Annotated in this window: 9 protein-coding genes; all 9 read left to right on the top strand. The window is 70.0% G+C overall.

The annotated features are described in order from the left end of the window. The first annotated feature begins 191 nt into the window (after nucleotides 1-191). The 9 genes from DEJ19_RS07805 (at nucleotide 192) to leuS (ending at nucleotide 12,182) form a co-directional block, all read left to right on the top strand. Nucleotides 192-1,118, top strand: a complete 927-nt coding sequence (locus tag DEJ19_RS07805; RefSeq protein ID WP_027465271.1) for an ABC transporter ATP-binding protein — start codon at nucleotides 192-194, stop codon at nucleotides 1,116-1,118. Then, nucleotides 1,115-1,831, top strand: a complete 717-nt coding sequence (locus tag DEJ19_RS07810; protein ID WP_110864634.1) for an ABC transporter permease — start codon at nucleotides 1,115-1,117, stop codon at nucleotides 1,829-1,831. Before DEJ19_RS07805 ends, DEJ19_RS07810 begins: the two co-directional genes overlap by 4 nt. Further along, the gene (locus DEJ19_RS07815) at nucleotides 1,828-2,556 is read left to right on the top strand and encodes an ABC transporter permease (RefSeq protein ID WP_071405717.1); all 729 of its coding nucleotides are present in this window, start codon (nucleotides 1,828-1,830) and stop codon (nucleotides 2,554-2,556) included. Before DEJ19_RS07810 ends, DEJ19_RS07815 begins: the two co-directional genes overlap by 4 nt. Next, the gene (locus DEJ19_RS07820; protein WP_110864635.1) at nucleotides 2,553-3,476 is read left to right on the top strand and encodes an ABC transporter substrate-binding protein; all 924 of its coding nucleotides are present in this window, start codon (nucleotides 2,553-2,555) and stop codon (nucleotides 3,474-3,476) included. The genes DEJ19_RS07815 and DEJ19_RS07820 overlap by 4 nt, the downstream gene beginning before the upstream one ends. A 273-nt stretch (nucleotides 3,477-3,749) precedes the next feature. Beyond that, nucleotides 3,750-5,162, top strand: coding sequence for a cytochrome ubiquinol oxidase subunit I (locus DEJ19_RS07825; RefSeq protein WP_071405716.1), 1,413 nt, complete (start codon nucleotides 3,750-3,752; stop codon nucleotides 5,160-5,162). Between the two features lie 16 nt (nucleotides 5,163-5,178). Then, nucleotides 5,179-6,183 (top strand): cytochrome d ubiquinol oxidase subunit II, encoded by a 1,005-nt coding sequence (gene cydB / locus DEJ19_RS07830; protein WP_027465276.1) that lies wholly within the window; start codon nucleotides 5,179-5,181, stop codon nucleotides 6,181-6,183. A gap of 10 nt (nucleotides 6,184-6,193) precedes the next feature. Continuing rightward, nucleotides 6,194-7,885 (top strand): thiol reductant ABC exporter subunit CydD, encoded by a 1,692-nt coding sequence (gene cydD, locus DEJ19_RS07835; protein ID WP_111233528.1) that lies wholly within the window; start codon nucleotides 6,194-6,196, stop codon nucleotides 7,883-7,885. Continuing rightward, entirely contained in the window at nucleotides 7,882-9,570 is a 1,689-nt protein-coding gene (gene cydC, locus DEJ19_RS07840) for a thiol reductant ABC exporter subunit CydC (protein ID WP_111233529.1), read from the top strand. Before cydD ends, cydC begins: the two co-directional genes overlap by 4 nt. A 50-nt stretch (nucleotides 9,571-9,620) precedes the next feature. Beyond that, entirely contained in the window at nucleotides 9,621-12,182 is a 2,562-nt protein-coding gene (gene leuS / locus DEJ19_RS07845) for a leucine--tRNA ligase (RefSeq protein WP_111233530.1), read from the top strand. Nucleotides 12,183-12,253: the final 71 nt, after the last annotated feature.

Raw genomic sequence — 12,253 nt, forward strand, 5'->3', positions numbered from 1 at the left:
CCGATCCGCCCGCGCCTCCGAACACCGAGGCGCGGGCGTCGTCGTCCCCGCCGATCCCGTGGTGCCCGTCGGCATCCCCACCGGCCTGTGCACCGCCGCGGGTCCGTCACGGATCGTCACAGCGAACCGATGTCGGCACCCCCGGGTACTCTCATCCGGAGTCGGGCTACCTCCGAACAGAAGGGCACCCCATGATCGAGTTCCGCTCGGTGCGCAAGACCTACCCGGACGGCACGACTGCGGTCGAGCACTTCGATCTGGTCATCCCGTCCCGGACCACCACCGTCTTCGTCGGATCCAGCGGCTGTGGCAAGACCACGCTGCTCCGCATGATCAACCGCATGGTCGACCCCACTTCCGGAACCGTCGAGATCGACGGCTCGGACGTCGCCGGGATCAACCCCGTCGAGCTCCGTCGCCACATCGGGTACGTGATGCAGAACTCCGGGCTGCTGCCGCACCGCAAGGTCGTCGACAACATCGCGACCGTCCCGCTGCTGACCGGCGTCTCCAAGGCCGACGCCCGCAAGCGCGCCCTCGAGCTCATGGACACCGTCGGACTCGACCGTGCCTTCGCCGACCGCTACCCGTCACAGCTCTCCGGCGGCCAGCAGCAGCGCGTCGGTGTGGCCCGCGGGCTGGCCGTCGACCCGAACATCCTGCTCATGGACGAGCCGTTCGGTGCGGTGGACCCGCTGGTGCGCAACGACCTGCAAGACGAGCTCATCCGCCTGCAGCGCGAACTCGGCAAGACCGTCGTGTTCGTGACGCACGACATCGACGAGGCGTTCAAGCTCGGCGACCAGGTCGTCATCCTCAAGAAGGGCGGCGAGATCGCCCAGCAGGGGACGCCGGCCGAGATCCTCGCCGCACCCGCCGACGACTTCGTCGCCACGTTCATCGGCGCCGGCCGCGGGCGCCGCGCGCTCCGCGTCGAGCAGACCCCGACCGGTCCGATCGTCGTCGACGGTGAAGGTCGTGCAGCCGGCGTGCTGACGGGCCCCGTCGGGGTCGTCGACGCCGCCGAGGCCGTTCCGCAGTCCGACTCCCGAGCAGCAGAGGCCGGAGCGTCCCACGACGCACCGGGTGCCCCGGCGCAGGGTGGGGGCACCCGGTGAAGTGGGTGCTGGCGAACCTCGACACGATCTGGGACAACACGGTCTCCCACCTCGCGATCGCGATCCCGCCGATCATCGTCGCGTTCCTGCTGTCGATCCCGATCGGGTGGCTGGTGGTCCGGCTGCAGCGCCCCGGTGGGTCGCGCTTCGCCTCGGGTGTGGGCAGCAGCATCGTGACCCTCGCCGGTCTGCTCTACGCCATCCCGTCGCTCGCCCTGTTCGTGGCGCTGCCGAGCATCATCGGCACCGGCCTGCAGAGCCCGATCAACGTCGTCATCGGTCTGACGCTGTACGGCCTCGCTCTGATGGTCCGTTCCACGGTCGACGGGCTGACCTCGGTCGACTCCGAGACCAAGTCCGCCTCGACCGCCATGGGCTACTCGCCGGCGCAGCGGTTCTTCCGTGTTGAGCTGCCGCTCGCCGGTCCGGTCCTGCTGGCCGGGCTCCGGGTGGTCTCCGTCTCCACGATCTCGCTGACCACGGTCGGCGCGGTCCTCGGCATCCCGAGTCTCGGCCTGCTGTTCACCGACGGCCTGGGGCGCGGGATCTACGAGGAGATCCTCTCCGGCATCGTGATGGTGCTCGTGCTCGCCTTCGCCCTCGACGGCCTCCTCGTGCTGCTCGGGCGCCTGGTCATGCCGTGGACCCGGACGAACTCGGTGTCACGCCGACAGGCTCGCCGAGTCCTGCAAGCAGCGGAGGTCTCCTCGTGATCATCGGTCAGGCCTTCGCATGGGTGTTCGACCCCACGAACTACGGCGGGTACAACGGCATCCCCACGCGCCTCTGGGAGCACGTCTGGATCACCCTGCTCGCGGTGCTCATCGCCGCGGTCATCGCCGTGCCGGTCGGGTACGCGATCGGCCACACCCGCCGTGCTCGTGGCTTCTCGATCGCCGTGTCCGGCGGGGTGCGGGCGCTCCCGACGCTCGGCGTGCTCTCGCTGTTCGGTCTGCTGCTCGGCATCGGGCTGCAGGCTCCCTTGCTCGCCCTCGTCATCCTGGCGATCCCGTCGGTGCTCGCCGGTGCGTACTCCGGCATCGAGTCCGTCGACCCGGGGGTCGTCGACGCCGCGAAGGCCCAGGGCATGACCGGCTGGCAGATCCTGTGGAAGGTCGAGATCCCGCTCGGGCTCCCGCTCCTGATCGGCGGCATCCGTGCCGCTGTGCTGCAGGTCGTCGCAACGGCCACGCTCGCCGCGTACGTCGGGGCCGGTGGCCTCGGCGGGTACTTCTTCCTCGGCCTGAAGACCCAGGACTACGCCGAGATGCTCGGCGCCTCCATCCTCGTGATCGCCCTCGCGATCGCGTTCGAGATCGTGTTCGCCGTGCTGCAGCGGGCGGCGGTGCCGAAGGGCACCGCGGACCCGTCGGCCCGACAGCGTCAGGGGTCGCGTGAGCGAGCCCGCAATCCACTCCCGGAAGGAAATCCCTCGTGATCACAGCACCCAAGATCCGCGCCGGTGTCGCCGCCGCGATGGCGGTGGGCGTCGTCGCCGCCCTCGCCGGCTGCGCGTCGAGCGACCCGCTCGACAGCGGCTCCAGCGACTCGTCCGACTCGAAGACCATCGTCGTCGGCTCGCAGCAGTACTACTCGAACGAGATCATCGCCGAGCTCTACGCCCAGGTCCTCGAGAAGGACGGCTTCGACGTGAAGCGCAACTTCAACATCGGGCAGCGTGAGGTCTACATCCCGCAGCTCGAGAAGGGCGCCATCGACGTCATGCCCGAGTACAGCGGCAACCTGCTGCAGTACTTCGACAAGGACTCGGACGCGAAGACCGCCGACCAGATCGACGACGGGCTCGACACGGCCCTGCCGAAGGGCCTCCGGGTCCTCGACGAAGCCGACGCGACCGACCAGGACAGCTACACCGTCACGAAGAAGTTCTCCGAGGACAACGACGTCACGAGCCTGGCCGACCTGAAGAACGTCGACGAGAAGCTCACCGTGGGTGCCAACTCCGAGAACCAGACGCGGCCGTACGGCCCGAAGGGGCTCAAGTCGGTCTACGGCGTCGACGTCGACTTCAAGGCGATCGAGGACGGCGGCGGGGCCCTGACCGTCAAGGCGCTCAAGGACGACACCGTCCAGCTGGCCGACATCTACACCGCCGACCCGAGCATCAAGGCGAACGGCTTCGTCACGCTGAAGGACCCGGAGAACCTGATCCTGCCGCAGAACGTCGTGCCGGTCGTCTCGAAGAAGGTCAACGAGAAGGCTGCGGACGCGATCGACTCGGTCAACGAGAAGCTCACGACCGAGGCCCTGATCGAGCTCAACACCAAGAGCACGGCCGACAAGGAGAAGGCGTCCACCATCGCCGAGGACTGGCTCAAGGCCGAGGGTCTGCTGTAACCACAGCCCTCCGAACAAAGCGACAGGCGTCGGGTATCCACCCGGCGCCTGTCGTCGTTCGTGGAGCAGGCAGCGCGAACATCCGTGCCGCACGGTTGTGCCGTGCAGGGGCTGTGCACGTTTGTGCACGGAGTCGTTCTACAACTTGTCGAAGTGTGATGCAGCGCGATAGCGTTGGGGTGTCCCAAGGGCTGTGACACCTGATGTATCCGTTCCACAGGAAGCAACTGACGTGCACGAACAGCGCGCGGCCACCCGTCTCGGAATCGCCGCATGAACGACCTCCTCGATCCGCTCCTCCTGTCGCGGTGGCAGTTCGGTCTGACGACCATCTACCACTTCCTCTTCGTCCCGCTGACGATCGGCATGGCAGCCGTTGTGGCCGTGTTCCAGACCGCCTGGTACCGGACCGGCCGCGCGCACTACCTGCAGCTGACGCGGTTCTTCGGGCGGATCTTCCTGATCAACTTCGCGATGGGTGTCGTGACGGGCATCGTGCAGGAGTTCCAGTTCGGCATGAACTGGTCGAACTACTCGCGCTTCGTCGGTGACGTCTTCGGCGCACCGCTCGCGCTCGAGGGCATCCTGGCGTTCTTCTTCGAAGCGGCCTTCATCGGCATCTGGATCTTCGGCTGGGACCGCCTGCCCAAGGGCCTGCACCTGGCGAGCATCTGGTGCGTGAGCGCCGGCACGATCATGTCGGCGTACTTCATCATCGCCGCGAACGCGTTCATGCAGCACCCGGTCGGCTTCGCGATGAACGAGGCCAAGGGCCGTGCGGAGCTCACCGACATCTGGGCGGTGCTCGGCAACAAGGTCGCCCTGGCCGCGTTCCCGCACACGCTCTTCGCCTGCTTCATGGTCGCCGCGGCGGTCATCATCTCGGTCGCGGCCTACCACCTGGCCCGCAACCAGAACCTCGAGACGATGCTGCCGGCGCTGAAGTTCGGCATGTGGACCATGCTCGCGGCAGGCGCGCTGACCGTCCTGACCGGCGACCAGCTCGGCCTGACGATGGTCGACACGCAGCCGATGAAGATGGCGGCGGCCGAGGCGTTGTACAACACCGCGACCGGCAAGGACGCCTCGTTCTCGATCTTCACGCTCGGCACGCCCGACGGCGTGCACGAGCTGTTCTCGATCCGGGTGCCGTACCTGCTGTCGTTCCTGTCGACGCACACGTTCAACGGCACGGTCGAGGGCATCAACGACCTGCAGGCGCAGTACACGCAGGTGTACGGCCCCGGCGACTACAAGCCGATCATCTGGGTCACCTACTGGTCGTTCCGCTGGATGATCGCCCTCGGTGTCGGCGCGGTCATGGTCTCGCTGGTCGGGCTGTGGCTGACCCGCAAGGGCCGGTTCCCGACGCAGCGCTGGGTGTGGCGCATCGCCACCTGGACGGTGCCGCTGCCGATGGCCGCGATGATCGTCGGCTGGGTCTTCACCGAGATGGGCCGCCAGCCGTGGCTCGTGTTCGGGCTGCTCCAGACGAAGGACGGTGTGTCGCCGAACGTGACCGGACTCGAGGTCCTCATCTCGCTGCTGGTCTTCACCCTGATCTACGGCTCGCTGGCCGTCGTCGAGTTCAAGCTCATCAAGAAGGTCGCGCAAGAGGGGCCCGCCGACCCGGACGAGGTCGACGAGGAGACCGGCGAGGTCAAGCACGAAGTGACGGTCTACTAGAAATGGACGCTGCCTGATGGATCTCCCCGTTCTCTGGTTCGCGATCGTCGGCGTCTTCTTCGTCGGCTACTTCGTCCTCGACGGATTCGACTTCGGTGTCGGCATGTCCCTGCCGTTCCTCGGCAAGGACGACACCGACCGTCGGGTCCTGATCAACACCATCGGCCCGGTCTGGGACCTCAACGAGACCTGGGTCATCGTCGCCGGGGCGTGCCTGTTCGCGGCGTTCCCGGAGTGGTACGCCACGATGTTCTCCGGCTTCTACCTGGCGCTGCTGCTCATCCTCGCTGCACTCATCCTGCGAGGGGTGTCGTTCGAGTACCGGCACCAGAACAAGCACCTCGAGTGGAAGCGCCGCTTCGACCTGATGATCATCGTCGGCAGTGCCGTGCCGTCGTTCCTGTGGGGCGTCGCGTTCGGCAACGTCGTCCGTGGCATCCCGATGGACGCCGGGCACAACTACACCGGCACGATCTTCGACCTGCTCAACCCGTTCGCGCTGCTGACCGGTGCCGCGACGCTGCTGGTGTTCTTCACCCACGGGGTCGTCTTCGTCGCGCTGAAGACCGAGGGCGACATCCGCGTCCGCGCCAAGCGCCTGGCGACCCGGGCCGGCATCGTCACGATCGTCGTCGGCGCCGCGTTCCTGGTGTCGATGGCCTTCGTCCGGGCCACCCCGGCCTCGCTGGTGCTCTCCGTGGTCGCCGCCCTGGCCCTGGTGCTCGCGGTGCTCTGCAACGCCTGGGGCAAGGAGGGGCGTGCCTTCACCCTGATGGCGGTCACCATCGCCGCGATCGTGCTCGCGATGTTCACGGCGATCTTCCCGGACGTCATGCCGGCCTCGAACGACGTCGCGAACAGCCTGAACGTGTACAACGCCTCGTCCGGGTCGTACACGCTCACCGTGATGAGCTGGGTCGCGCTGATCTTCGTGCCCCTGGTCTTCGCGTACCAGGCCTGGACCTACTGGGTGTTCCGCAAGCGCGTCTCCCGCGCCCAGGTCACCGCGGCCGCGCACTAGGCGGACGACGATGAAGCCCCTCGACCCCCGACTCCTGCGGTTGTCCCGGACGGCGCGCGGCTTCATCGTCGCCGCCGCCGGCACGGGTGTCCTCCGCACGCTCGCGACCATCGCGATCGCGTGGGGGATCGCCGCGGCCGTCACCCTCGGGGTCGACGCCGCCGCCGACGGCACGGTCCCGGCGGCGTTCGGGCAGGCGCTCGCGCTGCTCGGCGCGGCGTTCGTCCTGCGTGCGGTGGCCGCGTGGGCGACCGACGACCTGGCGGCACGCGCTGCGGCGAAGGTGAAGAGCGAGATGCGCACGACGGTGCTCGCCCGTGCCGCCGAGCGCGGTCCGTCGTGGCTCGCCGGCCGGTCGAGCGCCGGCTTCGCCACCACGCTCGGTCCCGGGCTCGACGCACTCGACGCCTACTTCGGCCGGTACCTGCCGCAGCTCGCGCTCACAGCGATCGCGACGCCGATGCTCCTGGTCGCGATCGGCCTGGGCGACCTGACGAGCGGGCTGGTCATCCTCTTCGCCCTGCCGGTGATCCCCGTCTTCATGATCCTGATCGGCCTGGCGACGCAGTCGCTGCAGCGGAAGCAGTCGGACGCCCTCGCGAAGCTCGGTGGCGCCTTCACCGAAGCCGTCGAGGGGCTCGCCACGCTCAAGGTCTTCGGCCGTGCGCGCCGCCAGGTCGGTCGCATCGGGGCGGTCACCGACGAGTACCGTCGCGGCACGATCGGCGTCCTCCGGCTGTCCTTCGTGAGCGGCTTCGCGCTCGAGCTCGCCGCGAGCCTGTCCGTCGCACTGGTCGCCGTCTCGATCGGCATCCGCCTGGTGGACGGCTCCCTCGGCCTCGGCGCCGCGATGTTCGTGCTCGTGCTGGCACCGGAGGCCTTCGCCCCCATCCGCCAGGTCGGCGCCGACTTCCACGCCGCCCAGGACGGCGTCGAGGCGTCGGCCGCGGTGCTCGACGTGCTGGCCGACGCCGAGACCGTATCACCGTCCGCGACCGGCCGCAGCGGCGGCAGCGGGACCGACACGGACCCCGCAGCACCCGCCACCGCCGGGGACGTCCGGGGGCTCGACGTCCGCGGACTCACCGTCAGCCGGCCCGACGTCGTGATCGGGCCGTTCGACCTGCACGCCGAGCCCGGCACCGTCGTCGTGCTGGCCGGCCCGAGCGGTTCCGGCAAGTCGAGCATCATCGCCGCACTCCGCGGCGTCCTGCCGCACGACGGCACCGTCACCGTGCCCGGCCCGGCCGGTGCCTCCGTCGCCGAGCGCACCACCTGGGCCGACCAGCGGCCGCGTCTCGTCCGCGGGACGATCGCCGAGAACGTCGCGCTCAGCGCGACCCCCGACGACGCCGACGTGCGCACCGCCCTGGGCGACTCGGGGCTGGGACTCGACCCGGGCCTCCCGGTCGGCGCCGGTGGCAGCGGACTGTCCGGCGGCCAGGCCCAGCGTGTCGCCGTCGCACGCGCGCTGTACCGCGCGCGCCGCGCCGCCACGCCCCTCGTGCTGCTCGACGAGCCGACGTCCGCGCTGGACGCCGAGTCCGAGGAACGCGTCATCGCGGCAGCCCGAGGCCTGGTGGCCGACGGCGCCGTCGTCGTGGTCGCCAGCCACCGACCCGCGGTCGTCGCCGCGGCCGACGTCCGCGTGGACGTCGGCGTCGGCGGGTCCGTGACGGTCCGCAGGGGGGTGCGCGCATGAGCCGGGAGGCCCGTGGCGGCTCCGTCCTGCGGCTCGCGATGCCGCACGGGTCGGGTTGGGCGAAGGCGGTCGCCGCCGGGTCGCTCAGCGCGGTCTGCGCGGTCGCGCTCCTCGCCGCGAGCGGCTACCTGATCACCCGTGCCGCCGAGCACCCGCCGATCCTGTACCTGACGCTCGTGATGGTCGGGGTGCGCGCGTTCGCGCTGGGGCGTGCCGTGCTCCGGTACGTCGACCGGCTCGCCGGGCACGACGCGTCCTTCCGGCAACTGGCCGTGGTGCGGACGGAGATGTACCGGCGGCTGGCGTCGATCGCGCCCGCGGGGCTCGGGCGGACCGGACGCGGCGACCTCATGACGCGCCTGGTGACCGACACCGACCGGCTGCAGGACCTGCCGATCCGTGTCGTCGGCCCGCTCGTCTCCGCCGGGGTCGTCGCGGTGCTGTCGGTGGTCGCCGTGGCGCTGGTGTCGGTGCCGGCGGCGCTCGTCCTCGTCCTCGCGCTGGCGGTCGCGGCCCTGGTCGGCACGATCGTCACCCGGTCGATCGCCGAGCGCTCGGACCGTGAGACCGCCGCCGACCGGGGTCGCGTCGCGGACCTGGTGCTCGACACCGTCCGGACGCTCGACGTCTTCGCCGCGTACGGCACCCTCGACGAGCGGCTCGCGCACATCGCCCGGCTCGACGCCGGGGTCACCCGGGCCGTCCGGCGCCGTGGCACGGTCGAGTCGCTCGTCGGTGCACTCGTCGGCCTGGTCGGCGGCGGTGCGGTGATCGGGATCCTCGCCGTCGGTGCCCCCGCCGTGGTGTCCGGTGCGCTGGACGGTCCGCTCTGGGCACTGGCGGTCTTCGTGCCGCTCGCGCTCTTCGAGGTCGTCGGGACCGTCCCCCTCGCCGTCCTGACGCTCCGCCGGGTGCGTGCTGCGGCCGAACGGGTCGAGCAGGTCGTGCCCGCCGAGGTGCCCGTCGGCATCGTCCCCGAGCCCGACGAGGACGCCGACCCGGCGTCGCTCGTGGTCGAGGGACCGGTCACACTCGCCGTCCACGACCTCACGGTCCGCTGGCCGGGGGCGGCCGAGCCGGCGGTCGACAGGGTCTCGTTCACGCTCGCCCCCGGCGAGGTCGTCGTGCTCCAGGGGCCGAGCGGTGCCGGCAAGTCGACCCTGGTCGACGCGCTCGTCCGGTTCGTGGAGCACGAGGGCTCCTACACGCTCGACGGCGTCGAGGCGAAGGCGATGCACCCCGACGCGGTGCGGGCCCGGGTCGGCCTGATCGAACAGGACCCGTTCGTGTTCGACCAGTCGGTGCGGCAGAACCTGCTCTTCGCCCGCGAGACCGCGACCGACGACGAACTGCTCGCCGTGCTCGACCGGGTCGGCCTGGGGGAGTGGGTCGTCCGGCGGGGCGGGCTGGACGCCTCGGTCGGGGAACGCGGCGTGCTCGTGTCCGGCGGCCAGGCGCACCGGCTCGCGCTCGCCCGCGCACTGCTGCACGCGTTCCCGGTGCTGGTGCTCGACGAACCGACCGCCGACGTCGACCCGGACCTCGGTGACGCCGTGCTGCGTGACCTCGTCACCACGGCCCGCGCAGCGGGCCGGACGGTCGTCATCGTGTCGCACGTCCCGGTGGCGCCGGACCTGGTCGACCGCACCCTGCGGATGCGGGACGGACGCCTGCTCGCCGGCTGAGCCGACAGGCGGACGCGGGACGGGCCTCCCGGCTTGTATCGTTGACGACCGTGACCACCGAGCAGCACGCCGAGGACCCGAACGCCTACGACTTCCGTCGTATCCAGGAGAAGTGGCAGCCCCGCTGGGAAGAGCTCGGGCTCTTCACCACCGACCTCGACGACACCCGTCCGCGCAAGTACATCCTCGAGATGTTCCCCTACCCGTCCGGCGACCTGCACATGGGGCACGCCGAGAACTGGGCCCTCGGGGACTTCGTCGCACGCTACTGGCGCCAGCAGGGCTTCAACGTGCTGCACCCGATCGGCTGGGACTCGTTCGGGCTGCCCGCCGAGAACGCGGCGATCAAGCGCGGGGTGGACCCGAAGGACTGGACCTACGCGAACATCGAGCAGCAGAAGGCGTCCTTCAAGCGCTACGCGCCGTCGTTCGACTGGACCACCGAGATCCACACCTCGGACCCCGAGTACTACAAGTGGAACCAGTGGCTGTTCCTGAAGATGTACGAGAAGGGCCTGGCGTACCGCAAGGACAGCTGGGTCAACTGGGACCCGGTGGACCAGACCGTGCTCGCGAACGAGCAGGTCCTGCCCGACGGCACCTCGGACCGGTCCGGCGCCGTCGTCGTGAAGAAGAAGCTCACGCAGTGGTACTTCAAGATCACCGAGTACGCCGACCGGCTGCTCGACGACCTGAACCAGCTCGAGGGACGGTGGCCGGCGAAGGTCATCGCGCAGCAGCGCAACTGGATCGGCCGCTCGGTCGGTGCCGACGTCGACTTCGTGATCGAGGGCCGCGACGAGCCCGTCACGGTCTTCACCACCCGCCCGGACACGATCCACGGGGCGACGTTCCTGGTCGTCGCGCCGGACTCCGACCTGGCGGCTGAGCTCGTCGCCGACCCGTCGGTGCCGGCCTCGGTCCGTGACGATTTCGACGCCTACCTGACGGCAACGCAGAAGACGTCCGAGATCGACCGGCAGAACGCCGACCGCCCGAAGACCGGCGTGCCGCTCGGCCGGTCGGCGATCCACCCCCTCACCGGGGAGCGCCTGCCCATCTGGGCCGCCGACTACGTGCTCGCCGACTACGGCCACGGCGCCGTGATGGCCGTGCCCGCGCACGACCAGCGCGACCTCGACTTCGCGCGGGCGTTCGACCTGCCCGTCAAGGTGGTCGTCGACACGAACGCCGCCGTCACCGGAGCGATCCCGGTCATCCCCGAGGGCGCGACGCTCGACGACTTCGACGTGCCGACCCTCGACCCGGTCGCCACCGGCGAAGCGCTGACCGGTCAGGGCCGGATGATCAACTCCGGGCCGCTCGACGGCATGTCGAAGCAGCACGCCATCACCGCTGCCATCGCGCTGCTCGAGGAGCGCGGCACCGGCCGTGCCGCCAAGACCTACCGCCTGCGCGACTGGCTCATCTCGCGCCAGCGCTTCTGGGGCACCCCGATCCCGATCATCCACGGCGCCGACGGCACCGAGCACCCGGTGCCCGAGGACCAGCTGCCGATCGTGCTGCCCGACACCGAGGGGCTCGACCTCAAGCCCAAGGGCACGTCCCCGCTCGGTGGCGCGACCGACTGGGTGAACGTCCCGAACCCCGTCGACGGCACGCCCGCGCTCCGCGACACCGACACGATGGACACCTTCGTCGACTCGTCGTGGTACTTCCTGCGGTTCCTGTCGGCGAACGACGACACCCAGGCGTTCGACCCGGCAGCCGCGCGCCGCTGGGCTCCGGTCGACCAGTACATCGGCGGCATCGAGCACGCGATCCTGCACCTGCTCTACGCCCGCTTCGTCACGAAGGTCCTGTTCGACCTCGGGTACCTCGACTTCACCGAGCCGTTCTCGGCACTGCTCAACCAGGGCATGGTGCTGTCCGGTGGCTCGAAGATGTCGAAGTCGAAGGGCGGCGTCTCGCTCGGTGACGAGCTCGACGCGAACGGCGTCGACGCCATCCGCCTGGTGATGGGCTTCGCGGGCCCGCCGGAGGACGACATCAACTGGGAGGACGTCTCCCCGTCCGCCTCCGCACGGTTCCTGGCGCGGGCGTACCGCCTGGCGCTCGACGTCACGTCCGCACGCGACGTCGTGTGGGCCGACGGCGACCGGGCTCTCCGCCAGGTCACGCACCGGTTCCTCGCGGACGCCCCCGGGATGATGGAGTCGTTCAAGTTCAACGTCGTGATCGCGCGACTGATGGACCTGGTCAACGTCACCCGCAAGGCGATCGACAGCGGCCCCGGTGCCGGTGACCCCGCCGTGCGCGAGGCCGTCGAGACCATCGCGCTCGGGCTGAGCGTCTTCGCGCCGTACACCGGCGAGGAGATGTGGGAGCGGCTGGGCTACGAGGCCACCGTCGCCACGTACGGCTGGCGGAAGGCCGACCCGACGCTGCTCGTGCAGGAGACCCTGACCGCCGTCGTACAGGTCAACGGCAAGGTGCGTGACTCGTTCGAGGTGTCGAAGTCGATCGAGGCGGACGACCTCGAGCAGCTCGCACGGTCGTCGGCGAACGTGCAGCGGTACATCGGTGACCGGGAGATCGTGAAGGTGATCGTCCGGGCGCCGAAGCTCGTGAACATCGCCATCAAGGGGTAGCGACCGTCGCTGGCGTCGTCCCTCACAGCAGGGGCGTTCGCGGCACCCGTCCACGGGTGTGAACTCCGGAG

It is taken from the genome of Curtobacterium sp. MCSS17_016 (genome assembly GCF_003234255.2).
Classification (GTDB): domain Bacteria; phylum Actinomycetota; class Actinomycetes; order Actinomycetales; family Microbacteriaceae; genus Curtobacterium; species Curtobacterium flaccumfaciens.

Bases quoted from the DNA above. Each gene is read 5' to 3' on its own strand.
- cydB (WP_027465276.1), top strand. From the start codon at position 5,179: ATGGATCTCCCCGTTCTCTGGTTCGCGATCGTCGGCGTCTTCTTCGTC.
- DEJ19_RS07805 (WP_027465271.1), top strand. From the start codon at position 192: ATGATCGAGTTCCGCTCGGTGCGCAAGACCTACCCGGACGGCACGACT.
- DEJ19_RS07825 (WP_071405716.1), top strand. From the start codon at position 3,750: ATGAACGACCTCCTCGATCCGCTCCTCCTGTCGCGGTGGCAGTTCGGT.
- cydD (WP_111233528.1), top strand. From the start codon at position 6,194: ATGAAGCCCCTCGACCCCCGACTCCTGCGGTTGTCCCGGACGGCGCGC.
- cydC (WP_111233529.1), top strand. From the start codon at position 7,882: ATGAGCCGGGAGGCCCGTGGCGGCTCCGTCCTGCGGCTCGCGATGCCG.